At 60.9% G+C, this 25,212-nt stretch carries 29 protein-coding genes and 1 pseudogene; 20 read left to right on the top strand and 10 right to left on the bottom strand.

What is annotated here, in order from left to right:
* Nucleotides 1-107: 107 nt before the first annotated feature.
* On the top strand, nt 108-575 hold the full coding sequence (locus tag AC1RJW_RS17540; protein WP_326457171.1) for a cache domain-containing protein: 468 nt from the start codon (nt 108-110) through the stop codon (nt 573-575).
* 60 nt (nt 576-635) lie between these two features.
* The gene (locus AC1RJW_RS17535) at nt 636-2,186 is read left to right on the top strand and encodes a methyl-accepting chemotaxis protein (RefSeq protein ID WP_493046097.1); all 1,551 of its coding nucleotides are present in this window, start codon (nt 636-638) and stop codon (nt 2,184-2,186) included.
* A gap of 5 nt (nt 2,187-2,191) precedes the next feature.
* Here AC1RJW_RS17535 and AC1RJW_RS17530 read toward each other — a convergent pair whose 3' ends face one another.
* Nucleotides 2,192-3,274, bottom strand: coding sequence for a hypothetical protein (locus AC1RJW_RS17530; protein ID WP_493046095.1), 1,083 nt, complete (start codon nt 3,272-3,274; stop codon nt 2,192-2,194).
* A 3-nt stretch (nt 3,275-3,277) separates the two neighbouring features.
* On the bottom strand, nt 3,278-3,718 hold the full coding sequence (gene cadR, locus AC1RJW_RS17525; protein ID WP_070218780.1) for a Cd(II)/Pb(II)-responsive transcriptional regulator: 441 nt from the start codon (nt 3,716-3,718) through the stop codon (nt 3,278-3,280).
* Between the two features lie 99 nt (nt 3,719-3,817).
* Between cadR and AC1RJW_RS17520 the strand changes: the two genes are divergently transcribed.
* The 3 genes from AC1RJW_RS17520 to AC1RJW_RS17510 all read left to right on the top strand — a co-directional run bounded on the left by AC1RJW_RS17520 (nt 3,818) and on the right by AC1RJW_RS17510 (nt 8,733).
* The gene (locus AC1RJW_RS17520) at nt 3,818-6,115 is read left to right on the top strand and encodes a heavy metal translocating P-type ATPase (RefSeq protein WP_493046093.1); all 2,298 of its coding nucleotides are present in this window, start codon (nt 3,818-3,820) and stop codon (nt 6,113-6,115) included.
* Nucleotides 6,116-6,214: 99 nt separating this feature from the next.
* A complete protein-coding gene (locus tag AC1RJW_RS17515; RefSeq protein ID WP_493046092.1) occupies nt 6,215-7,657 on the top strand; it encodes an alpha/beta hydrolase in 1,443 nt (480 codons plus the stop codon).
* A 29-nt stretch (nt 7,658-7,686) separates the two neighbouring features.
* Nucleotides 7,687-8,733, top strand: a complete 1,047-nt coding sequence (locus AC1RJW_RS17510; protein ID WP_493046090.1) for an alpha/beta fold hydrolase — start codon at nt 7,687-7,689, stop codon at nt 8,731-8,733.
* Between the two features lie 19 nt (nt 8,734-8,752).
* Here the strand turns inward: AC1RJW_RS17510 and AC1RJW_RS17505 are convergent, their stop codons facing one another.
* Both AC1RJW_RS17505 and AC1RJW_RS17500 read right to left on the bottom strand, forming a co-directional pair.
* Nucleotides 8,753-9,547 (bottom strand): anti-sigma factor family protein, encoded by a 795-nt coding sequence (locus AC1RJW_RS17505; protein WP_493046089.1) that lies wholly within the window; start codon nt 9,545-9,547, stop codon nt 8,753-8,755.
* Between the two features lies 1 nt (nt 9,548).
* Nucleotides 9,549-10,280 carry a sigma-70 family RNA polymerase sigma factor gene (locus AC1RJW_RS17500; protein ID WP_493046088.1) on the bottom strand — a complete coding sequence of 244 codons (732 nt, stop codon included), beginning with the start codon at nt 10,278-10,280 and terminating at the stop codon, nt 9,549-9,551.
* A gap of 32 nt (nt 10,281-10,312) precedes the next feature.
* On the opposite strand from AC1RJW_RS17500, the gene AC1RJW_RS17495 reads away from it, so the two are divergent.
* The 3 genes from AC1RJW_RS17495 to AC1RJW_RS17485 are packed head-to-tail and all read left to right on the top strand — an operon-like array spanning nt 10,313 to nt 12,039.
* The gene (locus AC1RJW_RS17495; RefSeq protein WP_493046087.1) at nt 10,313-10,711 is read left to right on the top strand and encodes a c-type cytochrome; all 399 of its coding nucleotides are present in this window, start codon (nt 10,313-10,315) and stop codon (nt 10,709-10,711) included.
* A gap of 47 nt (nt 10,712-10,758) precedes the next feature.
* A complete protein-coding gene (locus AC1RJW_RS17490; protein WP_493046497.1) occupies nt 10,759-11,652 on the top strand; it encodes a metallophosphoesterase family protein in 894 nt (297 codons plus the stop codon).
* Nucleotides 11,653-11,655: 3 nt separating this feature from the next.
* Nucleotides 11,656-12,039, top strand: coding sequence for a cupredoxin domain-containing protein (locus tag AC1RJW_RS17485; RefSeq protein ID WP_493046086.1), 384 nt, complete (start codon nt 11,656-11,658; stop codon nt 12,037-12,039).
* A gap of 443 nt (nt 12,040-12,482) precedes the next feature.
* Here AC1RJW_RS17485 and AC1RJW_RS17480 read toward each other — a convergent pair whose 3' ends face one another.
* The 4 genes from AC1RJW_RS17480 to AC1RJW_RS17465 all read right to left on the bottom strand — a co-directional run bounded on the left by AC1RJW_RS17480 (nt 12,483) and on the right by AC1RJW_RS17465 (nt 15,667).
* A complete protein-coding gene (locus AC1RJW_RS17480) occupies nt 12,483-12,644 on the bottom strand; it encodes a hypothetical protein (protein ID WP_493046085.1) in 162 nt (53 codons plus the stop codon).
* Between the two features lie 183 nt (nt 12,645-12,827).
* Nucleotides 12,828-13,229 (bottom strand): ribonuclease E inhibitor RraB, encoded by a 402-nt coding sequence (locus tag AC1RJW_RS17475; protein ID WP_493046084.1) that lies wholly within the window; start codon nt 13,227-13,229, stop codon nt 12,828-12,830.
* Between the two features lie 246 nt (nt 13,230-13,475).
* On the bottom strand, nt 13,476-14,954 hold the full coding sequence (locus tag AC1RJW_RS17470; RefSeq protein ID WP_493046496.1) for an MFS transporter: 1,479 nt from the start codon (nt 14,952-14,954) through the stop codon (nt 13,476-13,478).
* Between the two features lie 128 nt (nt 14,955-15,082).
* On the bottom strand, nt 15,083-15,667 hold the full coding sequence (locus tag AC1RJW_RS17465; protein ID WP_493046083.1) for a GNAT family N-acetyltransferase: 585 nt from the start codon (nt 15,665-15,667) through the stop codon (nt 15,083-15,085).
* 97 nt (nt 15,668-15,764) lie between these two features.
* Here AC1RJW_RS17465 and AC1RJW_RS17460 point away from each other — a divergent pair, with 97 nt between their 5' ends.
* The 4 genes from AC1RJW_RS17460 to AC1RJW_RS17445 all read left to right on the top strand — a co-directional run bounded on the left by AC1RJW_RS17460 (nt 15,765) and on the right by AC1RJW_RS17445 (nt 17,914).
* Nucleotides 15,765-16,667, top strand: a complete 903-nt coding sequence (locus AC1RJW_RS17460; protein ID WP_493046082.1) for a LysR family transcriptional regulator — start codon at nt 15,765-15,767, stop codon at nt 16,665-16,667.
* 68 nt (nt 16,668-16,735) lie between these two features.
* Complete coding sequence (locus tag AC1RJW_RS17455) at nt 16,736-17,107, top strand: hypothetical protein (RefSeq protein WP_493046081.1); 372 nt, start codon at nt 16,736-16,738, stop codon at nt 17,105-17,107.
* Between the two features lie 92 nt (nt 17,108-17,199).
* Entirely contained in the window at nt 17,200-17,436 is a 237-nt protein-coding gene (locus AC1RJW_RS17450; RefSeq protein WP_493046080.1) for a DUF6434 domain-containing protein, read from the top strand.
* 19 nt (nt 17,437-17,455) lie between these two features.
* A complete protein-coding gene (locus AC1RJW_RS17445) occupies nt 17,456-17,914 on the top strand; it encodes a hypothetical protein (RefSeq protein ID WP_493046078.1) in 459 nt (152 codons plus the stop codon).
* Nucleotides 17,915-17,917: 3 nt separating this feature from the next.
* Here AC1RJW_RS17445 and AC1RJW_RS17440 read toward each other — a convergent pair whose 3' ends face one another.
* A complete protein-coding gene (locus tag AC1RJW_RS17440) occupies nt 17,918-18,973 on the bottom strand; it encodes an NAD(P)/FAD-dependent oxidoreductase (protein WP_493046077.1) in 1,056 nt (351 codons plus the stop codon).
* A gap of 17 nt (nt 18,974-18,990) precedes the next feature.
* A complete protein-coding gene (locus AC1RJW_RS17435) occupies nt 18,991-19,536 on the bottom strand; it encodes a GNAT family N-acetyltransferase (protein WP_493046076.1) in 546 nt (181 codons plus the stop codon).
* Between the two features lie 100 nt (nt 19,537-19,636).
* Between AC1RJW_RS17435 and AC1RJW_RS17430 the strand changes: the two genes are divergently transcribed.
* The 8 genes and pseudogenes from AC1RJW_RS17430 to AC1RJW_RS17395 all read left to right on the top strand — a co-directional run.
* A complete protein-coding gene (locus AC1RJW_RS17430) occupies nt 19,637-20,809 on the top strand; it encodes a citrate synthase (protein ID WP_493046075.1) in 1,173 nt (390 codons plus the stop codon).
* A 45-nt stretch (nt 20,810-20,854) separates the two neighbouring features.
* Entirely contained in the window at nt 20,855-21,346 is a 492-nt protein-coding gene (locus AC1RJW_RS17425) for a MarR family winged helix-turn-helix transcriptional regulator (RefSeq protein ID WP_493046073.1), read from the top strand.
* Nucleotides 21,347-21,379: 33 nt separating this feature from the next.
* On the top strand, nt 21,380-21,832 hold the full coding sequence (locus AC1RJW_RS17420; protein ID WP_070310764.1) for a PaaI family thioesterase: 453 nt from the start codon (nt 21,380-21,382) through the stop codon (nt 21,830-21,832).
* A gap of 645 nt (nt 21,833-22,477) precedes the next feature.
* A complete protein-coding gene (locus AC1RJW_RS17415) occupies nt 22,478-23,065 on the top strand; it encodes a hypothetical protein (protein WP_493046072.1) in 588 nt (195 codons plus the stop codon).
* Nucleotides 23,066-23,268: 203 nt separating this feature from the next.
* Complete coding sequence (locus tag AC1RJW_RS17410) at nt 23,269-23,517, top strand: hypothetical protein (protein ID WP_493046071.1); 249 nt, start codon at nt 23,269-23,271, stop codon at nt 23,515-23,517.
* A gap of 443 nt (nt 23,518-23,960) precedes the next feature.
* Nucleotides 23,961-24,263 (top strand): hypothetical protein, encoded by a 303-nt coding sequence (locus tag AC1RJW_RS17405; protein WP_493046070.1) that lies wholly within the window; start codon nt 23,961-23,963, stop codon nt 24,261-24,263.
* Between the two features lie 59 nt (nt 24,264-24,322).
* The gene (locus tag AC1RJW_RS17400) at nt 24,323-24,529 is read left to right on the top strand and encodes a hypothetical protein (RefSeq protein WP_493046068.1); all 207 of its coding nucleotides are present in this window, start codon (nt 24,323-24,325) and stop codon (nt 24,527-24,529) included.
* Nucleotides 24,530-24,596: 67 nt separating this feature from the next.
* Nucleotides 24,597-25,212: pseudogene (locus AC1RJW_RS17395) on the top strand (transposase); the annotation flags it as partial.

Here is a 25,212-nt window from a genome sequence, read left to right as displayed (position 1 = left end):
CACCAGCGCATGCCCACTGGCATCGCGCTACCATGAACCGTCAGCACTCCCCCAAGCGCGCCGGTTCCCCGCCGGCCTTTCCCTGCTGCAATGTGAAGGAGATTCTCATGCCCAAGTTCGCCCCTGCCGTTTGCCTGTCGCTCATGCTTGCCGCCGGCATGCTGCCCTGTATCGCCAGCGCTGCCGAAGGCGGCGCCACGCGCGCCGACGCGGAAGCCATGGTCAAGAAAGGTGTGTCCTACATCAAGAGCGCCGGCGACGCCAAGGCGTATGGCGAGATCACGGCCAAGGCGCCGCAATTCATCCTGCACGACCTGTACCTGGTCGTCTATAAACTCGACGGCACGGTGGTCGCGCATGGCGCCAACCCGAAAATGGTGGGCAAGAACTTGATCGAATTGAAAGATATCGACGGCAAGGCCTTCGTCAAGGAGCGAGTGGACCTGGCCAAGAGCAAGGGCACCTTCTGGCAGGAATACAAATTCACGAATCCGGAAACCAAGAAGATCGAGCCGAAGGTGATGTACTGCGAAAAGCTGGCCGAGACCGTCGTCTGCGGCGGCATCTACCTGTAGCCAGCCGCCGCGCCGCCAGCGCCGGGATGGTTTTCCCCTCTCTTGACGATATGGGTTCCGATGAAAATCGCACAGAAGATGTTGATCGTCCCGGTGGTCGCGCTGGCTTGCCTGCTGGCCATGGGGGCCTTGTCCTATTTCGCCATGCAGCAGAACGAAAGCCGCATGCGCGAACTGAAAGACGTCACCCTGACGGCCGAGCGGCTTGCCAACCAGCAAGCTATTGCCCTGGGCCAGGTACATGCCGACGTGTATGCGAAGATCGCCATCGCCGCCAGCCTGTCGGACGAACAGTTCAAGCAATTCGGCGCGCAAACGGATGGCCAGCTCAATGCCATCGCGCAAGGCTTGAAGGAGCTCAAGAAATTCTCGGGCGCCGCCACGGAAGCGGACCAGGCCCTGCCAGGCCTCGAGCGCTACCGTGCCAGCGTGGCGCAGGCGCTGGACCTGGCCTCGATGGACCCGAATACGGGCGTGGCGGCGATGCAAAATGCTGCCACGCACTATCAGCAAGTGCGCGGACAGCTGCGCCAGGTGCTGCAGAATCTCGACCACCGCACGGTCGACGCGCTGCAGGAAACAAAAAACGCGGGCCAGCGCGCCGGCTGGCTGTCGCTGGGCACCATGGCCATCGGCTTTGCCTTGCTGGCCCTGATCGCCACCTGGGTGGCCCGTTCCGTGGTGCGTCCCATCGATGAGGCCTGCCGCGCCGCCGAAAGCCTGGCCGCCGGCGACCTGACCATGCGCATCGATGCCCAAGGGGACGATGAGGTGGGCAAGCTGTCGCGCGCCTTGGCCACCGTGCTGAAGAACTGGAACACCTTGTTGGGCGACATACGTCAGGCGGGCTCCACCATCACGGTGGAAGCGAGTGAAATTGCGCTGGGCAATGCGGACTTGTCGGCCCGCACGGAGTCGCAAGCGCATTCCTTGCAGGAAACAGCGTCATCCATGCATGCACTGACGGACACCGTGCGCGAAAACGCCAGCCATGCGCACCAGGCCAACCAGATGGTGCTGTCGACCTCGAACGTGGCGCTGGAAGGCGGCCGCGTGGTGGGCCAGGTGGTCGAGACGATGGGGTCGATCAAGGCCAGTTCCGGGCGCATCGTCGACATCATCGCCGTCATCGACGGCATCGCCTTCCAGACGAATATCCTTGCCTTGAACGCGGCCGTGGAAGCGGCGCGCGCGGGCGAACAGGGGCGCGGCTTTGCCGTGGTCGCCACGGAAGTGCGGGGCCTGGCGCAGCGCTCGGCCACGGCGGCGCGCGAAATCAAGCAGCTGATCGAGGATTCCGTGGCCAGGATAGAAACAGGCAGCGAACTGGCCGACAGCGCCGGGCGCACCATGGGCGATATCGTCGCTTCCGTCCAGCAAGTGACGGAAATCATGAACGACATCACGGCGGCCAGCCAGCGCCAGAGCAAGGGCATCGAGGAAGTCAACAATGCCATCACGGAAATGGACGAATTGACCCAGCGCAATGCCGCCCTCGTCGAGCAATCGGCCGCCGCCGCGCAAAGCATGCAGGACCAGGCGCATGATTTATTGCGCGTGGTCGACGCCTTCCGCCTGGGCGACGGCGGCCCGCCGCTGCTGCCGCGCTAGTCGCGCTAGTACCGCTGCGGCATGGCGGTCCGGGAACAGGCTTGCATGGCCTTGCCTGTCTCGACCAGCGCGGGGTCGGTTTCCCGCCGCAAGACATTGCCCATGCGGAATTGTTGATGGTAATCGCCGAGCATGGCGGCATACAGGAAAACCTGATCCCGCCTGCGCCAGACGGCACTGTAGTTGCTGCCGGGAGCGACGGGCATGGCGCCGATGAAATAACTGTACAGGCCGCTAATCTTCTTCTTGTGCAGCCATTCCATCAATTGCACGATGCGGTACTGTTCCAGCAGGCTCAGTTCGCTGACATTGGCGCCGGACAAGGCGTAATACAGTTCCAGACGGGCCATCCAGTTGCCCTTTTCGCCTGCCGCCACCAGCGCATTCCAGGCGGGGCCGGTGCGAACCTTGGCCACCTCGTCAGGCGATCCCAGCCAGGCCTCGACGGCTGCCTGGTCCGGCACGGGGCCATAGTAGGCGGGCGCGCGGCAGACGAACTGGCGCGCGTCGGGCCCGTCCTCCTTGAACTCGTCGGCGATGTACCGGGAGACCTTGTCGCCGATGCCCAGCAGGCGCTTGCCATAGCCGTCCAGGGTCCAGCTCGAAGGCAGGCGGCCCAGCCAGGCCAGCGCATCGTCGTTGGCCCGGGCTTCCACCGCATAGGCGGCGATTCTGGCCTGCATTTTCACTTCTTTCTGCTGTTCCGCCAGCTTGAGCGCCTCTTGCTCCTCATCATAGCGGCTGGTGGTCTTGGCCAGCTTGACGCAATCGAGGAAAGCCTCGGGCGCGCCCTGCCAGCACTGGGCCGGCACCTTCAACTGCCAGCGCATGCTGACGGTTTTCAAAATATAGTTTTCTTCGCCCTCTTCCCCTTTGAGATAGGCGCGGCCATCCGCCTTGGTCACGCCCTTTGTCAGTTGCTTGCCGCCCGCCGTGCTCCAGGTATACGGGTCATCGTCTTGCGGCACGCCGGGCACGGCGTACAGGGTCAGGTAATGGCCGGCGGCGGCAGGCGCATCGGCCGCATGGCTCAGCGGCGACAGCAGGGACAAGGTGAGTAAAGTTCTTACAGGTAACAGTTTCAGCATGAATCAATGGGATTGTGGGAGTTCGGTGTGGCAGGCGCAGTCGTGGCCGCTGGCCGCCTCGGACAGGTTTTGCAGAATCGCGCAGTCTTGCGACGGCTGCGGCTGGTCGCACTGGTGGCGCAGGGTCACCAGCTGCTGCTGCAGGGTTTGCAAATTCGCCATCTGCTCGGCGATGCGCAGGATATGGTGGTCGAGCAATTCATTGACGCTCTGACAACCTTCGGCCGGATTGTTCTTAAATTCCAGCAAGGCGCGGATATCGGTCAAGCCGATCTGCAAGGAGCGGCAATGGCGGATGAATTGCAGCCGTTCCTGGTGTTCTTCGCGGTATTCGCGGTAGCCGGCACTGTTGCGGCCCGGTTCCTGCAGCAAGCCCGCCTTTTCATAGTAACGCACGGTTTCCACGTCACAATCTGTCCGTTTGGCCAGTTCTCCGATACGCATGGCATTCCCTTTTTCATTCCAACTTGCAAATTCCGCTTGACCCTGTAGCGGCTACAGGGTTTCTAATGGAAGCATACACCAATCCAGAAGGATGATGCGATGCCGCACGATAGCCATAACCACGCGCACGACCACGAGCATGACCACAAGCATGCGCACGACCCCGCAGCAGCCCGCGCGCCACAAGCCGCCGGCTGCTGCTCCAGCCAGCACGCGTGCTCGTCCACGCCAGCAGCCCCGTCCGCGCCAGCCCTGCCCAGCGCCCCCATCGCCGGCGCGAGCACGGCCAAATACCGCATCGCCAACATGGATTGCCCCACGGAAGAACGCTTGATCCGCAACAAGCTGGCCAATATGGCGGGCGTCGTGGGCCTCGATTTCAACCTGATGAACCGCGTACTCGACGTGCACCATATACTGCCCTCGCTGGCCATGGTGGAAGCGGCCCTGCACGGCATCGGCATGCAGGCGATTCCCATGGAGGCGGACGCTGCTGTCGCGCGCGACCCGAACGAAGGCAATCTGTCCGGCCTGCAAAAAGGCTTGCTGGTGGTTTCCGGCCTGGCCGCAGCCGGCGCCGAGGCGCTGGCGTGGACCACGCACGCAGACAGCTCGCCCCTCGTCATCGCCCTGGCCCTGCTGTCGATCGCCACGGGCGGCTGGCCGACCCTGAAAAAGGGCTGGATTGCCCTGAAGACATTCACCCTGAACATCAACTTCCTGATGAGCCTGGCGGTTTTCGGCGCCATCGCCATCGGCCAGTGGCCGGAAGCGGCCATGGTCATCTTCCTGTTCGCCATCGCCGAGCTGATCGAGGGCTTGTCGCTGAACCGCGCGCGCAACGCCGTGCACAGCCTGATGCAGCTGGCGCCCGACACGGCCACCGTTGCCGACGCCAGCGGCGCCTGGCAGCAAGTATCCGTCGCCACCGTGGCCATCGGCGCGACCATGCGCGTAAAACCGGGCGAGCGCATCGCCCTCGACGGCGTGGTGGCCAGCGGCGAATCGTCCGTCAACCAGGCGCCGATCACCGGTGAAAGCATGCCGGTGGACAAGGCCGTGGGCGACGTCGTGTATGCGGGCACTATCAATGAACGGGGCTTGCTCGACGTCACCGTGACGGCCAACAGCGGCAACAGCACCCTGGCCAAGATCGTCAAGGTGATCGAGGAAACCCAGGGAAAACAGGCGCCCACGCAGCGCTTTGTCGACAATTTTGCCCGCTACTACACCCCCGCCGTGGTCGTCTTCGCCATCCTCGTGGCCGTACTGCCGCCTTTGCTGCTGGGTCAGCCCTTCATGGCGTGGGTCTACAAGGCCTTGGTGATGCTGGTGATCGCCTGCCCTTGCGCACTCGTCATTTCCACGCCCGTCACGGTGGTCAGCGGCCTGACGGCGGCCGCGCGGCGCGGCATTCTGGTGAAAGGCGGGCAATTCCTGGAAACGGGTTATCGGATCAAGGCCATCGCCGTCGACAAGACGGGCACCCTGACCATGGGCAAACCGGCCGTCACGGATGTGGTGGCCATGGAGGGCAGCGACCGCGACGCCATCCTGCTGCTGGCCGCCAGCCTGGACGTCAACTCGGCCCACCCGCTGGCCGCCGCCATCGTCAAGGCGGGGCCGCCCGCCGGCAGCCACTTGCCCGTCACCCAGTTTGCCGCCCTGCATGGACGCGGCGTGCGCGGCAGCATCGATGGCCAGACCTATTATCTGGGCAATGCGCGCCTGATGACGGAATTGAACGTGCTGACGCCGGCACTGCAAGCGATTTTGGCGCGGCTGGAACAGCAAGCCTACACAGCCATGGTGCTGGCCACCCCGGCCGGTGCGCTGGGCGTGATCGCCGTGGCCGACGTGCTGCGCCCCACGGCGGCGTCCGCCATTGCCCGCCTGAATGCGCTGGGCGTGACCACCGTGATGCTGACGGGAGACAATCTGCTGACGGCGCAGCGCATCGCGGCCGAGGTGGGCGTAAGCCTGGTCAAGGCGGAATTGCTGCCAGAAAATAAACTCGATGAAATCAAGGCCTTGCAGCAAGAGTTCGGCGTGGTGGCCATGCTGGGCGACGGCGTCAACGACGCCCCGGCCCTGGCGCAGGCCGACATCGGCTTTGCCATGGGCGCGGCCGGCAGCGACACGGCCATCGAAACGGCGGACGTGGCCCTGATGGATGATGAACTGGGTAAATTGCCTGAATTCATCAGCCTGAGCCAGCGCACGCGCAGCATCCTCGTGCAAAACATCAGCTTTGCCATCGGCATCAAGGCCGTGTTCTTCGGCCTGGCCCTGGCCGGCATGGCGACCCTGTGGATGGCCGTGTTCGCCGACGTGGGCGCCAGCCTGCTGGTGGTGGCCAACGGCTTGCGCTTGCTTCGCAATAACAAGCAAGCATAGTAACAAGCAACATAGTCCCGCGCAGAAATATTTCCATCTGGACAATTGGTGTAAAAAACGCTACTTTGGCGGCTGTTCCCACCGCCGCCAAAGTAGCCGATGACCTTACTTCCCCGCCTGACCCTGCTGGCCGCTCTGCTGGCTGGCACCTCCCTGCATGCCGAACCGATGTTTTTCACGCCCTGCTCCGATACGGCCGCCCCCGGCAGCCTGTGCTCGGGCTTGAACGTGCCGGGCAGCTACGATGCCCAGGGCCGCGCCGTCGGCGACGCGGATGCCATGCACGTCTTCGTGCGCAAGTTTGCCGCCGATGTGCCTGCCGGCAAGCCCGCCAAGGGCACGCTATGGCTGGTGGCGGGCGGCCCCGGCGAATCGGGCGCTTCGTTCTACAGCCTGCTGCCCACCCTGCGCCGCAGTTTCCCTGGCTTTGAATTCCTGATTCCCGACCATCGGGGCACGGGCCATTCGTCGCGCCTGTGCAAGGTGGAAGAGTCGGAACAAAGTCCCGGCGGCCGCGCCCTGGCCGGCGCCGAATGGGCCAGCTGCTTCAAGGGCATCAATCTGATGCCCGAATACGCGGCGCAATTTTCCATCACCACGGCCGCGCGCGACTTGAAAGCCTTGATCGAGGGCGAGCGGAGCAGGCGCAAGCAGCCGCCCGTGTATGTATACAGTGTGTCGTACGGCACGCAGCTGGTCTTGCGCACCTTGCAGCTGGGACCGCTGCCCGTCAAGGGCGTGATTTTCGACTCCTTGGTGCCGCCGCAAACGGATGCGCGCTGGGACTTGAGCCAGCGCTCGCACGTGGTCAACCAGGTCGGCATGCAGGTGCTGGCCCGCTGCGACGCGGATGCGGCTTGCCATGCGGCATTGGGCGAGCCGGCCGCAACCTTGTACCGCCGCGTGCTGGACAAGGCGCAAGCCGATCCCGCCCTGCTGGCGAAGATTCCCGGCAAGAACCTGAAAAACTTCCTCGGCAGCATGCTCGACGTGCCGGCCGCCCGCGCCCGCATCCCGTACCTGCTGCACGACCTGGACCAGGGCAAGGATGGCGAACTGGCGGCCGTGCGCGCCACGTTGACGGCCTCGGCAGCCGGCCTGGGCAGCTATCCCCAGTCGCCGCTGTCGATTCCGCTGGTCAGCATCATCAGCAATTCGGAAAACAATCTGCAGCCCTCCTTGCGCCCCGGCTGGACGGCCGCCGACCTCGAGCGCGAAGAGGCGGACTTGCTGTTGACCAGTCCCCTACCCCGCATCCTGCTGGGCGGCGGCTTGCCCACCTACCCGCGCGACGCCTATTTCGGCGCCTTGCCGGCCAAGGTGCCGACTACACTGGTGCTGCAGGGAACGCTGGACCCGAAGACACCGTACGCGGGCGCGCAGGCGCAAGTACAGGCCTTGACGCAGCGCAAGGCGGGCAAGGTGGCCCTGGCCACCGTGCAGAATGCCCCGCATTTCATCCTGTGGACGGCGCCCGCCTGTTTCGAGCAGGCCAGCACCCGCTTTATTGCCGGCAAGCCGGCACAGGATTGCACGCTGTAGTTCCCGCCAACCAGATACAGGAAGACGATATGCGCATCACAGGCCTGGCATTGCTGCTGTTAACTTGTTGCGGCGCGGCCCAGGCGGCGCCCGCCTCGCCGTCCATCTGCGCCGCGCCCGCGCAAGCCGTGCGCGAACAGGGCTATGTGCCCATCAATGGCATCGAGCAATGGATCACCGTCACGGGCGCCGCCTGCGGCAATCCCGTGATCCTGTTCATCCATGGCGGTCCCGGCAATGCCTTGAGCCCGTTTGCCGACGCTCTCTATGCCGGCTGGAAACAGGATTACACCTTGGTGCAATGGGACCGGCGCGGCGCGGGCATGACGTATGCGAAACAGCGCCCGACGGAAGACGTGCCCTTGACGGTGGAACAGATGCGCGACGACGGCATTGCCGTGGCGGCCTATCTGCGGCAGCACCTGGGCAAGGACAAGGTCATTTTGATGGGCAGTTCCTGGGGTTCGATCCTGGGCGTGCACATGGCCAAGGCGCGCCCCGACCTGTTCCACGCGTATATCGGCACGGCGCAAGTGGTCAATGCGCGCGACAACGAGGCCGGCATGTACCGGCAAGTGCTTGCGCTGGCGCAAGCAGCGAACGATGCGCCCACGCTGGACAAGCTGGCGGCGCTGGGTCCGCCGCCCTGGCGCGATCCCCGCAACTTCGGCATCCTGCGCCGCTTCGACCGCAAATATGAGGCACTGGCAACGGATGCGCCGCCCAGGCACTGGTGGCAGCCGGCGCCGTTCTACGCCACGCCGCAAGCGCTGGCCGATGCCGAGGCGGCCGATGATTACTCGTACATCCAGTTCATCGGCCTGCGCGGCGACGGCATGTTTGCCAAGGTCGACCTGCCCGCGCTGGGCACGCGCTTCGACTTGCCCGTGTTTTTCATCATGGGCGAAGCGGACTTGCTGACCTCGCCCGCCATCGCGCGCACGTATTTCGACAGCATCACGGCGCCCGTCAAGAGTTTTACCCTGGTAAAACGGGCCGGACACGACCCCAACCAGGCCGTGCTGGACGCCCAATGGACGGTCTTGCGCGACAAGGTGGCGCCGCTGCTCAGGTAACACGCCCGGCGCGGCGCTTTCACGGCCGAGCGTCCTGGTCGATCTGCGCCGCGAGCCGGCGCTCGAAATCCATCAGTTCCGGCACATTGAGGTCGGAAATGAGCCGGTATTCCATGCCGGAGCGGCTCCAGCGTATCAAGTGATAGCCTTGCTTGACGGTCAGGCGCGGCGGCGCATCGCGCTGCGCCTGGTCGGGCCAGACATACAGGTTCAGCACATGCTGATGCCGGCGATACGCGAGCGCGGCGACGGGACGCTGCCTGATGTAGTCGAGGCGCCCGCCGACCAAGGGAAATCCGGCTTGCGCCAGGTCAACCACGGGCGGTGAAAAGTCGAGCTTGCCGCTGAACCATGGCTTGACCGTGTGCTGGTCGGATGACGCGACGTCGGCCAGGTGATCGGGCATCAGCGAACGGAAATGGCTGGCCACGATCTCCTGGTCCAGCCGTTCAGCGTCCGATGGCACGGACAGATACAGCGCCAGCGTGACGGCGAACGCGGCTGTGCTGGCGCCGGCCACGCCAAAGTTGATCCACGCCCACGGCAATTGCGCCCATTTCCAGCCCCGGGGCTTCTCCTTCGCCATCTTTCCCTCGTCCTGCAGCGCCTGGCGCAAGCGTTGCTGCAGGGCAGCTGGTGCGGCATGGCGCACGCCATGCCGGCTCACCGCCGCGCGCAAGGCCAGCAGCTGTGCGCACGCCTTTGCGCAGTCCGGGCAATGGGCCAGATGCTGCGTCAATTGCCGCGCCGCCGATGCGTCGAGCTCGCCATCGGCAAAGGCGGACATCTTGCTGCGTGATTCGGTGCACTCCATTTCATTTCTCATCGGTATGTTGTTTCAGGTATATCAGCAGCAGCTTGCGTCCGCGCGCCAGGCGCGACATCACCGTGCCGATCGGGATGCCGACGATGCCCGCGATCTCCTTGTAGGACAAATCGTCGATCTCCTTCAGCACCAGCACTTCCCTGTAAGGCCGCGGCAGCGTTTCCAGGGCATGGTTGATCGCCTGCTTGACGTCGGCCCTGGCCAGGATGTCTTCCGGGTTGCCGCCGGCAGCATCCGGCACCATGCCGCATCCATCCTCATCATGCCCGTGAATTTCCTCGTCGAAGCCGATGTCATCGTGTTGCGGGCGGCTGTCGCGCAGCGACGTGTAATAGGTATTGCGCACGATCGTCAGCAGCCAGGCGCGCGCGCCGCCGCCATCACCATGGTAGCCGTCCATGAAGCGGCAGGCGCGCAGGAATGCCGTCTGCACCAGATCCTGGGCATCCTGGTCATTGCGCGTGAGCCATCGCGCCAGGTTGTAGGCGGAATCCAGATGAGGCATGGCAATTTTTTCAAACAACCTGGTTTTATCGATGTCATTCAAATCAACACCCATCCGCCTGTCGACCGTCTCATTGCATAAGACTCGCTTTGCCCGCCGTTTATTCCCGCTGCCGGGCCTTTTTTTGCCAGGCCCAAAATAAACCGGTTTTCGCGGGAATATTTTCACCGTCTTCGGAGTTATAGCATCTGCAGGCCCCGATTGCATCGGGTGCATGCCAGATACCTGCAAATGAAAGGGACTTCGACATGACATACCCGTACTTCATCGCCGGCCTGGCCGCGGCCATGCTGATGGCTGCCAGCGGCGCGGCCAGCGCCGGCGACGCCGTCCACGGCCAGGTGCTCTACAAAACCATGTGCATGTCCTGCCACTCGATCGACTACAACGGCGTCGGTCCCGCGCACAAGGGCGTGTTTGGCAGGAAAGCCGGCAGCGCCGCCGGCTACAGCTATTCGCCGGCCGTGAAGGCGTCCGCCATCGTGTGGGGCGAGAAAACGCTGGATCAATGGCTGACGAATCCGGAAAAACTGATTCCCGGCCAGAAGATGGGCTATATGGTGCCGTCCGCGCAGGACCGCGCCGACCTGATCGCGTATTTGCAGCAGGAAGCCGGGCGGGCCAGTCCAGCGACGGCCGCCAGATAGCGCTTGTTTTGCCACCGTCATCCACTGAAACGAGGAGAAATATCATGATGGACCGCAGAAGTTTCATGAAACTGACCGCCATCGGCGGCGGCGCCGTGTTCATGTCCGGACTGTATGGACATGCGCAGGCGGCAGCGGACGGCAAGATGGCCGCCCCCTACGACGATTTCTATTTCGTCCAGCTGTCCGACGTGCACTGGGGTTTCAGCGGCGCCGCCAATCCCGACGCCCTGAACACCTTCCGCAAGGCCGTCGCCACCGTGAATGCGCTGGAGGTGCAGCCCGATTTCATCATCTTCACGGGCGACCTGACGCATACGACGGACGACCCGAAGGAGCGCCGCCAGCGCATGGCCGAGTTCAAGGAGATTGCGGCCGGTTTAACGGTAAAAACCGTGCGTTTCATCCCCGGCGAGCACGACGCCTCGCTCGACAACGGCGCCGCCTTCAAGGAGAACTTCGGGCCGTCCAATTACACGTTCGAGCACAAGGGCGTGCATTTCATCGCCCTCGATAACGTGTCCGACCCCGGCGCGCGCATCGGCGACGCCCAGCTGGAGTGGCTCAAAAACGACCTGGACAGGCAGGCAAAAGACGCGCGCATCGTCGTCTTCACCCACCGCCCCCTGTTCGACCTCGTGCCCAAGTGGGACTGGGCCACGCGCGACGGCGACAAGGCGATCGCCCTGTTAATGCCGTACAGCAATGTGACGGTGTTCTACGGCCATATTCACCAGGAACATCACCACATGACGGGCCAAATCGCGCACCACGCGGCCAAATCGCTGATTTTCCCCCTGCCGGCGCCCGGCTCGCAGGAAAAACGCACGCCCCTGCCGTGGGACCCAGCCGCGCCGTACAAGGGACTCGGTTTTCGCGAGGTGGAAGCGCAGGCGGGGAATGACTACCAGCTCACGGAATTTCCCGTCACGAGGACGTAAGCCATGGACCGCGCCAGAAGACAGCTATGTGCAAGGCTGGCCTGCGGCTTCGGTGCGCTGCTGACGTTGGCCGCCATCAATGCCCGGGGCGTCAGGGAAATTGCCGAAAAGGGAAGAATCATCGCCATCGAGGCGAGGAAATTCGTCTACACGCCGAATGAAATCACCGTAAAAAAGGATGAAACCGTCGTGCTGGCGTTCACCGCCGTCGATTTCATCCATGGTTTTTTCATCCCGGACATGAACATCCGCGCCGACCTGAAGCCGGGCCAGGTCACCGAAGTGCGGCTGACGCCCGGCAAGTCCGGTGAATACGCCTTCTTGTGCGACAATTTTTGCGGCAGCGGCCACGAGGAGATGAACGGGAAGATCATTGTCACGGAGTAAGGTGGACGAACCATAAAGTTCGACGCAAGCCCGCCATGAGGCAAGCGAATTCGACGCGCCGCGCGTGCAAGAATGTTAGACACTATTGCGCGTCGAAGCTTGCCGAGGCCATGGTTGCAGCATTTGACGCAGGCTGCTGTTTCCTGAGCTTATACGAGCGGCTGCTTTCGGCCCATAGCGGCCAGTAGCTAGTCTGCTGATCGCCCGATCTACTGTTTCAGAAAGGGAAACTTCCCACCTAACAGGACCCGTTCCATTGAATATCCGGCGACGTAATATCGCCCTTGCTCATTCGTGACTTCGACCTTGAGATAGGTTCGGTTAGGGTATTTGTCAGTCTTGGCGTGATACCAGCAGGTTGCGATCCTGATCTATTCGTTTCCGAGCGATTCTTTAAACTGTAATGCTGTGGTATTAGTTGCCATAGAGTACATGAGTAAAAATCAATCCATAAAAATAAGAGAGGCCACTATAACAATCGCAATGCCAAAAACAAAAACATAATGAGTAATTTTCTCGCTTTTTGGTGCCTCAGAAAGACGCTGAGCATTGGTTTTTATCAAGACATCTTTGAGTGTAAATCTGCTGTTTTTCTTATGGTCCACGGCTTTTCTCCTTGGAAAATTTTTCATTCCTAAACTAAAAGGTAAAATTCCACGGTGGGTGCATGTTTTCTTATTTAAATAATTGCCAACGAAAAGTCCGCTCCTGGCCGGTTGCCGCCGCTGCCAGGTTCCGCCCCGTAGCGGTCGGTGAGCGCAATGAAGCAGTCCATCCGGCAATATTTGCTATTTGACTCCAACGGCACCCCAGCCGTCGTAATACCCATTGCGAACTTCCGCCAGGGATTGTATCGCGCGTGTAGTTGCCTGCATTGCTTGCAACTCTGGCACCATCTTACGTTTGGCGTGAATTTCCCATTGCTTCGCGGTGGGCGGCTGGCCAACGCCTACAATCTCGTATCCCAAGGCTCGGATTTTCTCTGCGGTGGCAGCCGCTTCAGCCTTCCGAATAAAGACAAGAAAGAAATCGATGTTATGTACTTTGGTAACATCCGCGCCGTTCTGACGCAGATTTTCTATGACCCGTGCATCCTGTTGTTCGGCAATTGACGTCTGAGCAATGACTGTCGATGCTGCAAACCATGCAATTACCAACGTTGCGCAGCTTAACAAGCGAAGTGGCTTCATGGGAGATGTGCTCTTTCTTGATCACATATAAAAATGTGCTGGCCACACTAGCTGGCGAGGGCCGACTGTCTGCTCCTGGCAGATAGCGATTGTTCCCGAAGCATGGCCGCCAGGCTCACTCGCGTCAATCTTATTAGTTTGTATTTGATCCTACTGTTTTGCGTCTGACCTTTGCCCAAAAAGCAAATCCTGCTGGTGCCGCCAATCATGGCGGCGTCAGCATTTTCCCTGGCCCCAAGGGGGCAATCAAGCCACGCGGCGGGCCCGCAGATGCAGGTGGCGGATGGTGGCGGCGGCCGCCATCAGGATGGCGGAAGCCGTTGCCAGCACGACAATAAATGCCTTGTCGAAGGCCGAACGGGCCAGTTCCGACACTTGCAAGCCCAGTTCGGCCGGCAATTGCTCGGCGGCCAGCAGCGCCGCATCCAAGGTGTCATGCACGTTCGGCAACACGCCCGCGCTTTCCGGAATCACCAGGGTGGCGCTGTAGACGGCCGACATGATGGTGCCCAGCACCGTCACGCCGATCACGGCGCCCAGCTCGTACGACACTTCCTCGATCGAGGCGGCCATGCCGGCTTGCTGGGGAGCCACGTTGAGCATCACGGCGCTCGATGCGGCCGTCATGACGGCACCCAGGCCCAGGCCCAGGATCACCAGGCTGGCCACTTGCGCCGAGACGGCGGCGTCATGCAGCAGCAGATACGACGCCATGCCTATACCGGATAGCAACAGCGAACCCCACAAGACCTTGGCCTTGTCGGCGCGCGGCAGCATGAAACCCGTCAACGGACCGGCAAACACGGACGCCAGCGGCAGCGGCAACAGCAGCAGACCCGCTTCCAGCGGCGACAGTTCCCGCACCAGCTGCATGTGCTGGCTCAGCGCCAGTTCCATGCCGATCAGGGCGGCGGACGCCACCATGGCGGCGGCCACGGCGCTGGAAAACGGCAATTCGCGGAACAGGGCGAAGTCGATCAGCGGCCTGGCTTGCCGCTTCTGGCGGCGCACGAACTTCAGCATGAAGAAGGCGCCCACGGCGAACGAGGCGGCGGCCAGCGCATACGACGGCTGCGACTTGCCCAGCTCCTTGATCGCATACACGCCACCAAGCAGGCCCATCATGATTTGCAGCGAGCCCTTCAAGTCCCACGGCTTGTCGCGGTTACCGGCCCGTTTCGGCAGGATGACGGTGGCCAATACCAAGGTCAGCAGCACGATGGGCACGTTGATCAGGAAGACGGAACCCCACCAGTAATGTTCCATCAGGAAACCACCGAGCACGGGGCCGAACGCGGCGCCGCCCGAGGCGATCGCCGCCCACACGCCGATGGCGAACGAGCGCTCGCGGTTGTCCGTAAAGGTCAGGCGGATGATGGACAAGGTGGCCGGCATCATCAAGGCGGCGCCGATGGCCAGCAATACGCGGGCAAAGATCAGCCATTCTGCGGCGGGCGAAAACGCGGCGCACAGCGAGGCGATGCCGAACACGGCCAGGCCGGCAAGGAAAACGGGTTTGTGGCTCAGACGGTCACCGAGGGTGCCGAGGCCGGGCAACAGACCGGAGACGACCAGCGCGTAGACGTTGATGATCCACAGTTTTTGCGAGGAAGTGGCCTGCAAGTCGCGCGTCAGCGCGGGCAAGGCGGTGTAGAGCACGGTCATGTCGACCACGATCAGGAACAGGGCGCTGGAGACGATGGCCAGCGTCAGCCATTTTTTCATTGGATGCATAAACAACTCATGGGTTTTAGTGTGACTTTTAACAACTATCGGTTTGGATGAATCTGGTGCTGCGCAAATATTTACGTTCCAGGCTGCCACGGGCCTGGCCTTGTCGGGGGCGGCGGGCGTCAGCCACGGTCGCCGTCCTTGTCATCCACTGCGGCACTCGCTGCAGTTGCGTCGAGTTCGCGCAGCATGACGACGGACACCTGCTTGAAGCCGCGGCCCTGGAAGAATTGTTGTGCCGTCAGGTTGTGCGCGCCGCATTCGAGGAACAAGCGGGCGATGCCGTGGCTGCGCAGCTCGTCGGCCACCCACTCCACCAGCAAGCTGCCGATGCCGCTGCCGCGCACGGAAGGCAGCAAGACCAGGTCGTCCAGCGCGGCGAACGATTTCGAGGCGCGCTGGCGCGTGTCGATGGACACCAAGGCCATGCCGACGATAGTGTCGCCGGACGTGGCGACGGCCAGCAGGGTCGAATCGCCATGCGCCCAGTCGTGCGACAGGGCGGCGCGGATTTCGCCGCGTATGACTTCAGGCAAGTCCGCGCGCCAGTTGCCGGGCGCATCGGCCCGTTCGCCCTGCAGCTCCGAATGGGAGATATAGTCGGCGCTGACGTTGTCAAGATAGAGCTTGCACAGCGCATCTTCGGCGGTGGCGTCGTGACACCAGCTGAAGCTGATGGCGGGGGTATGGGCTTGGGCGTTTTTCATGGCGGATCTCGTGTTATTGAATTAGTAAAAGCATTTTATGTCGCCCCTGAATGGCATTCAAGTTAAAATCCATCTGTAAAACAGATAGGTGGATGCCATGCAATGGACTTTGGAACAAATGCGTTACTTTGAAGCGGCTGTCGCGGCCGGCTCTTTCTCGGGCGCGGCGCGCAGGCTGGGCCGCGCGCAATCGGTGGTCAGCACCTCGATCGGCTTGCTGGAAGCGGAATTCGGCGTGGAACTGTTCGACCGTTCGCGCCGCAGCGCCGTGCTGACGGAGGCGGGCAAGGTGATGCACCTGGAAGCGTGCGAACTGCTGCGCCAGGCCGAGCGATTGCAACTGCGCGCCCAGCTGCTGAGCGAGGCGCCGGAAGCCCAGCTGACCCTGGCGCTGGACGAAGCCCTGCCCTACCTGGCCATCGGCACTTTGGTCAAGGAACTGGCGGCGCGCTACCCGGCGCTGGAACTGGTGATGCTCAACGCCACGGCGTCCGAGGTGGCGCAATACGTGGAGCAGCAGCAAGCCGACGTGGCTTTTCATTTTGACCGCGGCCCCATCTCCCCCGTGCTGGAACAGCAGCACATCGGCAGCGTGGCGCAAGGCGTGTTCGTGGCCAAAGGCCACCCGATGGCGCACGGGCAGGAAGTGAGCCGCAACGAGCTGACCCGCTACCGCCAGCTGATCATGGATTCCGAGCTCAACCGCGAACACGCCTTCAGCCCCGCCGTCTGGTTCTCCGACAGTTTCTACAGCATCGCGGAAATGGTCGCGGACGAGCTGGGCTGGGCGATTCTGCCGCTGAATATCGCCAACTACGACAATTACAAGGGCTATCTGCAGGAAGTGCCCTGCCCTGCGCTGGCTTTGTCGCGCCTGCCGGTGCGGCGGCTATCGATACATGGGAAGAAACTCAGCGAGACGAGTTTGTGGTTGACGGACAGGCTGGCGGAGTTGTTGGCGGATGGGCCGCGGGGGGTGAGGTCATATTTTGAATTGTAGAACTTCATTCAAACGATTGATATCAGCCCAATTCATTTAAAATCAAATTACCAGCAAGGCATGAAATTATGAAGATAATCTGCGACTATGCAAGAGAAGTTGAAATTGCGGTGGAGTTTCCGATTTCAATACTATGCGAATATAATGGCCATGACAATTTGGATGTTACGCTCGATGATAATATAACATATCTGATTGATGAAGCCTTGAGAAAAGCCGGAGTATATGTAAAAAACAAAACAATGAAAACATATTACTCCGAGAAAAATGAAGAAATTCTGAGTTATCAACTGACATTGATCGTTCGGCCACCAGGATTGAACTTGTATTGCATTGTGAATGACTTGACTCAGGAGAATTTTCATCAAGGATTATGTATTAAACTACAATCTCAGCATCATGGTTTTAGCATAGTATATGCGGACTCTGCAGTCGGATGAGGCTGGAGGTACTTCCAGTGCCTGAGTTCAAGTGCAAGCCAAGCTACAGGTCGTTCTCTACCCAGCCTTAATATCTCAGAAAGGACTGCAGCATGGATTTCGACTGGCACGGCGGCGTCATCACTCGGCAGACCAGCATTGATGCCCGCTATAAAAATACGCAAAACGTCAGGCGCTTCCTGTTGGATCAGTGCGGTCCCGAATTCAAGCTTGACCGTGATTTCATGGCATGGATAGGTGATGGCGTTGCTAAAACCATGGGCGAAGTCGCGGATGAATGGACACGTCGGCATAATCCAGCCGGTGATGCGCAAATAAACAAATATTAATAAGTACTGAAAGCTTCACATGATTCATTCAACTGTCGTCAACAGCTGGCTAGCCATGGCCAAGGACGATGCCGTGGAAATTGATCCCGACGACATCAACCACGAAGCCAGAACCAATATGTGGAGCTTTTCGCCCACGGACGAGGAAACGCCGCAGATCCATGCGGCGGATATCGTTGCCTTCATCGGTGAGGTGATCGCGGCGCGCCGCAGCGCCCTCGCTGGCGAGGACATGCTGTTCTATTGCTGGCACGATGCGCAATGCCGGCAGTTGCGCTTCAGCCTGGTGTCGCGCTCGCATGGGCGGCTGCCGTTTCGCTGCGCGCTGCGCGAAACGCAGGATCTGGCGCTGATCGCCGAGCAAGTGGTGAATGGGGACTGGCGCAACAAGGATTTCATGCAGGCGCCGTCGGAGGACGGCGATGAGCAGGAGCCTGCGCCGTTCGTCCTGCCCGTGTTCGTGGTAGCTGTGCCTTAAAAGTCAGCACGCCAGGAAACGCGCGGGCCGGCAAGCCTCCAGGGCCGCAGCCGGCTGGCCATCGAGAATTTCCCCGCTGGCCAGCTGCCCCACGATGGCGGCCAGCACCACGCCCGGATGCATGGCGCATACGTACACTCCTTTGATATTTGGCAGAGAGCCGATGATGGGCACGCCGTCTGCGGGCATGGGCCGCAGGCCGATGCAGGCGAATTCCGGCGCGATGGCCTCCGCCCCCTCCAGTTCTTCCCGTATCGCGCAGGCCGTGCGCAGCGCGATGGCGGCGGGATGGTTTTCCGGCGCGTCGTCCAGGTAATCTTCGGCCGCCAGCATGGTCCCGTCCTCGGCTTGCCGCACTTCCATTGCATGATTGGAAATGATCGCGCGCACGAGGCCCGGCGGCGCCTGGTAGCGCAGGAAGATGGCGGGCGAGGCGAGGATCGGCAAGTCAACTCCCAGCTGCGCGGCCAGGCTGGCCGTGCCCGTGCCTGCCGCCAGCACGACCATATCAGCCTCGATGCGGCCCGCAGCCGTTTCCACGCCCGTCACCTGCGCGTCCCGGACGGCAAAACCCAGCACGGGCGTGTGCGTGCGGACCGTCGCGCCGAGCGCCTCGGCCGCCGCCAGCAAGGCGTGTGTCGCGGCAACGGCGTCGAGGGCGCCCTGTTCCGGCTCGTGGACGGCCTGTTGCGGCGGACGCCGCAGCTGCGGTTCAAGCCGGGCGATGCGCGAGCGGTCTATCAAGATGGATTCGGGCGACACGCGCCCATCCTGCGTGCCATACGACAAGGCGCCGTGCCAGCGTACCGTCAAGCCCGGCACCTGCGTTTCCAGCTGGCGCCAGGCGGCGATGGCGTCGCCGCGCAGGGCCGCAATGGGGTCCGGCCCCGCGCAGGACGTGTTAATCCAGGCAAACGAGGTGCCCGTCACGCCGGACGCGATGCCGCCCGCCTCGAGCACGGTGACTTGTGCTCCCTTGCTGGCCAGGTGGTATGCCAGCGACGCGCCGACGATGCCGGCACCGATGACGATGATGTGTTGAGGCCTTTCGCGATTCATATCTGTCAACTTTGTTTTTATAACAGGATAGAGTCTACCCCAGCCGCCCGCAAATCCAGCGCATAGGCATGGCCATCGACAACATTGCCTTCCACCAGGGCAATATCGGGCACGGCCATTCCCTGCACGAAACCGCAGCGTTCCAGCACGCGGATCGACGCCGCATTGCCGTCGATGGCGTAGGCGCGCAGGCTGGCCAGCTGCCATTCGTTTTGCGCCAGATCAATCAGATGGCGCAGCGCGGCCGTGGCCAAGCCCTTGCCCGCTTGCTGCTCGCCGATGCGGTAGCCGACTTCGGCCGTTTGCGTCTGCCCGTCGATATCCTTCAGGTTGGCGCGCCCGATCAATTGTCCATGTTCGTCCACGATGATGCAGGGGTGCAAGCGTCCCTGTGCATGTTCGTCCAGGAATTGCGCGACGTGCGCGGCAATGCCGTCGACGCTGTAAAAATCGTCGGGGCGCCGGTCGATATGGCGCTCGAACCAGGCCCGGTTGGCTTGCTCGAAAGCAAGCAAGGGCGCGGCATCATCGGGGCGCAGGGTGCGAATGGTGTGTGTGCTCATGGAAACTCCTGGAAAGGCATGAGTCTAGTGACGCGCCGCCCGGCCCGTCAATCTTGATTCCATCAATCAATATAAAGTGACAGCCGCTACAATGGCCGCCATGAACAACGATCTGTCCGCTGCCGAGGCTGCGCGCCTCTTGAACGTCAGCCTGCCCACCCTGTATTCCTATGTGAGCCGGGGCTTGCTGGCCTCCGTCAGCAATGGCGTGTCGCGCCGCAAGCGCTATCCGCAGGAAGACGTGCTGCGCCTGGCGGCGCGCAAGAACGACGCCAAACGCGGTGGCCAGACGGCCGTGGCCGCCATGCACTGGGGCTTGCCCGTGCTGGAGACACGGATTTCCCACATTTTCGACGGACGATTGCTGTACCGGGGTTGCGATGCGACGGCGCTGGCCGAGTCCGCGACGCTGGAAGCGACTGCTAGCCTGCTGTGGGACGATAACGCGAGCGACCATTTTCAGCAGGACGCGCCGGCCCTGCCGCCAGGGCTGGCCAGCGCACCTGAAGCACCGCCGCTGGCGCGCGCCATGCTCGCCCTGGCCATGCTGGCGACGGCGGACATGGCGCCCTCGCTGCCATCCGGCCCCGCCCTGATGCGCATCCTGGCCGCCGCCCTGCTCCGGACGGCGCCATCCATCCTGCCGCTGCACATGCAGCTGGCCCGGGCGTGGCATGCCGATGCGCAGCAAACGGAACTGCTGCGCGCGGCCCTCGTGCTGCTGGCCGACCATGAATTGAATGCGTCGACCTTTGCCGTACGCTGCGTCGCCTCGACGGGTGCCAGCCTGCCCGCCGCGCTGATGGCCGGGCTGGCGGCCTTGTCCGGCGACAAGCATGGCGGCGGCAGCGCGGCGGCCCGGCGCATGTTGACGCAGGCGCTGGCCGCGCCGGACGCCAGGGCCGCCATCGGCGCCTATTACCAGACCGTCGCGCCAGAATTCGCCGGCTTTGGCCACCCGCTGTATCCAGACGGCGACCCGCGCGCCGCATATCTGCTGGGAATCTTGTCGGCGCTGTCGCCCGGGTACCCGCATCTGGCCGCCATTCTGTCCGTCTGCGCCACGGCAAGCGAGCTGCTCGATGCCCGCCCGAATGCCGACCTGGCGCTGGCCGCGATGGAACTGGCGTTCGGCTGGCCCGAGGGCGCGGCATTGAGCGTGTTTGCGCTGGCCCGCTCGGCCGGCTGGATCGCGCATGCCGCCGAGCAAGCCGCCAGCGCGGCACTGATCCGCCCCCGCGCCCGCTACGTGGGGCGCCACCGGCGCGACTGAAAATAGGCGCTTGATTTATTACGCATACGTAGTAGTATACTTCGCATGCGTACCAATACCTCCCCCCAGCCAGACCTTCCCGATGCCGCCGCCTGCCCGCTGGGCGAGCGTTCGCCGCGCCTGTTCAACCTGCTCAACCTGGCGCGCCAGAACCTGTTCCGCTCGGCCGACGCCGTGTTTAGCAGTGAACTGGGCTTTTCCGGCACGCAAGTCGTCGCCCTGTTTGCCCTGAAGGGCGAGGAAGGCTGCCAATTGAAGGATCTGGGGCGGGCGCTGCAGCTGAAAAACTCGGCCGTGACAGGCCTGGTGACGCGCATGGAAGAAAACGGCCTGATCGTGCGCGGCCAGTCGGCACTCGACGCGCGCGCCGGCACCCTGCACATGTCGGCCAAGGGGGGCGAGGTGCTGGCCCATGCCCTGCCCCTGCTCGACAGCCTGAACGAACAACTGAAGCAAGGCTTCAGCGAGGAAGAGCTGGCCATCGTCGCCCGCTTCCTGCTGCACGCCTCGCGCCTGCGTTTTGCGCAGGACGTCTGACTTATCCCCACATCACCACCACAGGAGTTACCCATGCACCCGAAAGACATGACAGGCTTGCAACTGATGCAGGCGTTCGCGCAAGGCCTGTTCCCCCGGCCCGGCATTTCCAAGACCATGCCCATGGATGCGCACACGATCGAGCACGGCAGAGTCATCTTCACGGCCACGGCGAATGAAAACCACACGAATCCCATGGGCGGCGTGCACGGCGGTTTCGCCGCCACCGTGCTCGACACGGTCACGGGCTGCGCCACGCACACGGTCTTGCCGGCCGGCGAAAGCTACGGCACGACAGACCTGAACATCAAGATGTGCCGTCCCCTGCCCTTCAACGTGACAGTCTTTGCGGAAGGCAAGGTCATCAATGCGGGCCGCAACCTGGTCATTTCGGAAGGCACAATCCGCGACGAAGCGGGCAAAGTGTACGCGCACGCGACGGCCACCTGCATGATCATCCGGCCGCGGGAACAAGCGGCCGCGTGATATTGATCGGCGCCATGGCCGAAGCCTGGTTCATCCTGGCCGTCTGCTTTCGGCCAGAAGCGGTCATTCGCGGCAGCGTGACAATTTGTGAGTTTTTCTGCTTAGCAATCCGCTATGCTCTGGTGCCTCTATCGTCCAGAAGCAACCGTTCAGGAGCATTAAAGCAGGTTGCTCGGACGTGTCACCAGGTCGACTTTCCAACGTATTTAAACCATTCAACCTAGATAAAACTAATGGAAAACAACGCCCCAAACATGTTTGTCTCATTTCTTCCGCTTGTATTCATGTCACTAATGATGGCAGTTTCTGCTTATCTTCTAGCAAAGGATAAAGGACGGAACGCAGTGCTTTGGACAGTTCTATCGTTGATTCCAATCGTGAACTTCGCTTGCATCTGGTATTTCATTGGGGCGTCAAATTTGAAGCTAGAGCGTAAGCTCGATGCGTTGATGGAGCAGCTCAACGGAACGGAGATGAAATCGTGAGTGTGGCATCGGCCAAGAGCAGCGCTTCGCAAGCGGCCGGTATCGGCCACAAGCGGTCATTCGCGGAGGCGTGACAATTTGTGAGTTTTTCTGCTTGGCAATCCGCTATGCTCTGCTGCCGCTACGGGCCAGAGGCTGCCGTCTGATTGAAAGAAGGGCAATGAGTAAGAACAAAGTAGGTGTGTTTTTTCTTTTATTAGCGTTAGGGGGCACACTCGCGCACTTTTGGTCGCAGCGAAACGTGGACTTAAAAATCGCCAGTGTAACGTTTCGATTTCCAAACCCAGCGATAGTCAGCGCTTCTTCGTTGCGAGCGATTAGCGGTGCGCTCGATAGTACACAAGGCGCTTTTTTAGAGATTCCCAACGGGCCTTATTATGGGAAATGGGGCGTTCAGTTGCAGTCGAGTGCAGAGCGACGAGCTAATGGATTTCCGTCGCCATTTGACGTTACCGTTGCCGAAGGAACGGTAGGGTCTGCACTTCAACTTACCTCCTTTGGATGGTATAGATGTACAGAGTTATGTGGGAGAGATGTCTGGTACTTCCAACGAAAGCCTACGCGCGACGATTCGACATATTCCGTCGGCTCTATTATTTGTCACGAAACAGAAATTTGTCATTTGTTCTTCTCATATCGTGATGTTGACGTTCAGATTTCACTTCAGCAAAGCCAGATTGATAATGCGCCAGCGAACTTAAAACAAGCTGCTGAGTTGATTGCTTCTTTAGACGTTACCAGGAAGTGATTTAGGCCAGCTCTGTGAATGGCTGGCTCACTAATGGGTTCTTCAGCGGGCGAGAAAGGTATCTAAGGTCCGCAATGGGCGCAACCTGAGAACGATGGCAACCGACCAGAAGCGGACCCTCCACAGATTGGATCATCTCAGCATCGCCGTTGATGTCGACGCTGTGTCGAAGTTCCTAGCAAGTGATTTTTGAAAGAAGAGAAATGGACTATTCAACCGCACAGCAACTGATGTCGATGTATGAACGCATGGGAAAAATCATTAATGAAGCGGACAATGTTATTCGCACGCTCCCCGACATAGAGCGAACTGAGAATTTACGCGCATTGACTGGCTTGATCAACCACTTGTGGTCCACGCTCCAGCACCCTATCGTGCGTCAATACAAGGATCTGGATCCAGATGGAGACTACTTCCGCAATCAACCATCGGGCCAAAGCATTGAAGAATGAGCGTTTCGGGGCGGAATATTCCAACTACGGCAACTGGCCAAAACCAGCCGTTTAACTTGCTAAAAAAGTTGATGCGCCTTGTACTACGAGAAGTTGAAAGTAGGAAATTTTGCGGGACTTATGAGATGGAAAGATATGAACTCCATTCACCTCGCAAGCGCCGCTTTGAGTGGTTTAGGAAGTGGGTGACAATTGTTTCTTGTTTGGTTTTTGCGTTTCTTTTCTGGGGTTTACTAGCTGCTGGATTGACCAGGTATTTTTTCAAGGTTTCTGAGGAAGGTGCTCTACTGTATGTTGGCATTCCAACTGGGTTAGTGGTTCTCGCTATTCTGTGGGCTAAACTTCCAAAATTGACACGTGCACTGGGTTTTGATGACCATTTAAAATAGCCTTGTGACGACAGCAGTCGGCCAATTGCAGACTCTCACGGGTATCTTCTCAATATGAACAACAGTGTGCGCTATTTAGTAGTTGACGGAAATCTCTCAGGAACCGGTATCCGTGACGCCGTCGAGGGTGGCTGGCTGATGGCACCTGCACTAGGCATTTCCGAACGTCTAGACGATGAAATTTCCGCGTGGCAGAAACGATATGAGTTGGCTCACTTTCGGACATATACAGACTTGAAAGAAGTTGCTAAATTAGATGCGGATGGATTAGCCCTGCGTCAAAAACTAGCCGAAGAGCTATCTCAAGCAAAGGTGCAGTATTTTTCTAGCGCTAAGATGCAGTTGTTAATTCCTTGATCGCCTGCGTACGGCCAGAAACGGACCTTTAGCGGTCGATGCTAAAGCTAGAAAAATGGATGGATATATTAAAAATGCACCTAGAATTGATTCGCGACGCTGGTGGTAATTTCCCTACAATTGCTGAACCTGAGGCTATACTTAGTGTCAAGGTATGGTACTGCAAATACAAAAGCCTTTCGCCGCTGGCCCAGTTTCGCAACATGGAAGAACTAGTAATCGCTGGCTTTCCAGATGCTTCGTTCGAATTTCTTGGGAGGCTTTGAAATAGCCCCTTGATTCACCAGACACAGCCTATGCGTTATTCTTACGGATAGGAATAGGACTGTGCATATGACTAGGAACAAGCAAACAATCGAGGTGGTGACGGTGAGCCAGGAGCGCCGCAGGCGCTGGTCTGCCGAGGAAAAAGCGGCGCTGGTGCGCGAGACTTACGAGCCAGGCATGAACGTATCGCTGGTCGCACGCAAGCACGGCGTCGGTGCAAGCCAGTTGTTCAACTGGCGCAAGCTCGAACGGGAAGGCGCGCTAACGGCGGTCACTGCTGGCGAATCGGTGGTACCGGCGAGCGAACTGGCCGCTGCGCGCGCGCAGATAGCCCAGTTGCAGCGCATGCTCGGCAAGAAGACGATGGAGGCGGAAATCCTGAAGGAGGCCGTCGAGTTCGCTCGCGAAAAAAAGTGGATTGCGCGCTCGCCCTTGTCGGGCAAGGACGGCCAGTGAAGCCGGTCTGCTCTGCCCTTGGCGTAGCGCGCTCACACGTAGCCCAGCTGCTGGTTCGCCCCGCGGACTGGATCGACGGGCGCACCACTCAGACGTTCCACCAGCCTGCCGACGCCATCCTGGTCGACGCCGTGCGCGCCGAGATTACGGCGCTGCCGACCTATGGCTACCGCCGGGCTGGCGCTCTGGTCAACCGCACGCGCGCCTTGATGGGCCTGCCAGCAAT

Source organism: Janthinobacterium sp. GW822-FHT07A03 (assembly GCF_058798815.1).
This window is presented reverse-complemented; position numbering and strand designations above follow the sequence as displayed.

What these genes read in the sequence shown, in the direction of transcription:
- AC1RJW_RS17405 (WP_493046070.1), top strand. Translation starts at nt 23,961, where the DNA reads ATGAACAACAGTGTGCGCTATTTAGTAGTTGACGGAAATCTCTCAGGA.
- AC1RJW_RS17415 (WP_493046072.1), top strand. Translation starts at nt 22,478, where the DNA reads ATGAGTAAGAACAAAGTAGGTGTGTTTTTTCTTTTATTAGCGTTAGGG.
- AC1RJW_RS17455 (WP_493046081.1), top strand. Translation starts at nt 16,736, where the DNA reads ATGAAGATAATCTGCGACTATGCAAGAGAAGTTGAAATTGCGGTGGAG.
- AC1RJW_RS17460 (WP_493046082.1), top strand. Translation starts at nt 15,765, where the DNA reads ATGCAATGGACTTTGGAACAAATGCGTTACTTTGAAGCGGCTGTCGCG.
- AC1RJW_RS17510 (WP_493046090.1), top strand. Translation starts at nt 7,687, where the DNA reads ATGCGCATCACAGGCCTGGCATTGCTGCTGTTAACTTGTTGCGGCGCG.
- AC1RJW_RS17440 (WP_493046077.1), bottom strand. Translation starts at nt 18,973, where the DNA reads ATGAATCGCGAAAGGCCTCAACACATCATCGTCATCGGTGCCGGCATC.
- AC1RJW_RS17450 (WP_493046080.1), top strand. Translation starts at nt 17,200, where the DNA reads ATGGATTTCGACTGGCACGGCGGCGTCATCACTCGGCAGACCAGCATT.
- AC1RJW_RS17475 (WP_493046084.1), bottom strand. Translation starts at nt 13,229, where the DNA reads ATGAAGCCACTTCGCTTGTTAAGCTGCGCAACGTTGGTAATTGCATGG.
- AC1RJW_RS17420 (WP_070310764.1), top strand. Translation starts at nt 21,380, where the DNA reads ATGCACCCGAAAGACATGACAGGCTTGCAACTGATGCAGGCGTTCGCG.
- AC1RJW_RS17430 (WP_493046075.1), top strand. Translation starts at nt 19,637, where the DNA reads ATGAACAACGATCTGTCCGCTGCCGAGGCTGCGCGCCTCTTGAACGTC.
- AC1RJW_RS17410 (WP_493046071.1), top strand. Translation starts at nt 23,269, where the DNA reads ATGGACTATTCAACCGCACAGCAACTGATGTCGATGTATGAACGCATG.
- AC1RJW_RS17425 (WP_493046073.1), top strand. Translation starts at nt 20,855, where the DNA reads ATGCGTACCAATACCTCCCCCCAGCCAGACCTTCCCGATGCCGCCGCC.
- AC1RJW_RS17470 (WP_493046496.1), bottom strand. Translation starts at nt 14,954, where the DNA reads ATGAAAAAATGGCTGACGCTGGCCATCGTCTCCAGCGCCCTGTTCCTG.
- AC1RJW_RS17495 (WP_493046087.1), top strand. Translation starts at nt 10,313, where the DNA reads ATGACATACCCGTACTTCATCGCCGGCCTGGCCGCGGCCATGCTGATG.
- AC1RJW_RS17490 (WP_493046497.1), top strand. Translation starts at nt 10,759, where the DNA reads ATGGACCGCAGAAGTTTCATGAAACTGACCGCCATCGGCGGCGGCGCC.
- AC1RJW_RS17505 (WP_493046089.1), bottom strand. Translation starts at nt 9,547, where the DNA reads ATGGAGTGCACCGAATCACGCAGCAAGATGTCCGCCTTTGCCGATGGC.
- AC1RJW_RS17485 (WP_493046086.1), top strand. Translation starts at nt 11,656, where the DNA reads ATGGACCGCGCCAGAAGACAGCTATGTGCAAGGCTGGCCTGCGGCTTC.
- AC1RJW_RS17435 (WP_493046076.1), bottom strand. Translation starts at nt 19,536, where the DNA reads ATGAGCACACACACCATTCGCACCCTGCGCCCCGATGATGCCGCGCCC.
- AC1RJW_RS17535 (WP_493046097.1), top strand. Translation starts at nt 636, where the DNA reads ATGAAAATCGCACAGAAGATGTTGATCGTCCCGGTGGTCGCGCTGGCT.
- AC1RJW_RS17400 (WP_493046068.1), top strand. Translation starts at nt 24,323, where the DNA reads ATGGATATATTAAAAATGCACCTAGAATTGATTCGCGACGCTGGTGGT.
- AC1RJW_RS17465 (WP_493046083.1), bottom strand. Translation starts at nt 15,667, where the DNA reads ATGAAAAACGCCCAAGCCCATACCCCCGCCATCAGCTTCAGCTGGTGT.
- AC1RJW_RS17500 (WP_493046088.1), bottom strand. Translation starts at nt 10,280, where the DNA reads ATGCACCCGATGCAATCGGGGCCTGCAGATGCTATAACTCCGAAGACG.
- cadR (WP_070218780.1), bottom strand. Translation starts at nt 3,718, where the DNA reads ATGCGTATCGGAGAACTGGCCAAACGGACAGATTGTGACGTGGAAACC.
- AC1RJW_RS17540 (WP_326457171.1), top strand. Translation starts at nt 108, where the DNA reads ATGCCCAAGTTCGCCCCTGCCGTTTGCCTGTCGCTCATGCTTGCCGCC.
- AC1RJW_RS17515 (WP_493046092.1), top strand. Translation starts at nt 6,215, where the DNA reads ATGACCTTACTTCCCCGCCTGACCCTGCTGGCCGCTCTGCTGGCTGGC.
- AC1RJW_RS17530 (WP_493046095.1), bottom strand. Translation starts at nt 3,274, where the DNA reads ATGCTGAAACTGTTACCTGTAAGAACTTTACTCACCTTGTCCCTGCTG.
- AC1RJW_RS17445 (WP_493046078.1), top strand. Translation starts at nt 17,456, where the DNA reads ATGATTCATTCAACTGTCGTCAACAGCTGGCTAGCCATGGCCAAGGAC.
- AC1RJW_RS17520 (WP_493046093.1), top strand. Translation starts at nt 3,818, where the DNA reads ATGCCGCACGATAGCCATAACCACGCGCACGACCACGAGCATGACCAC.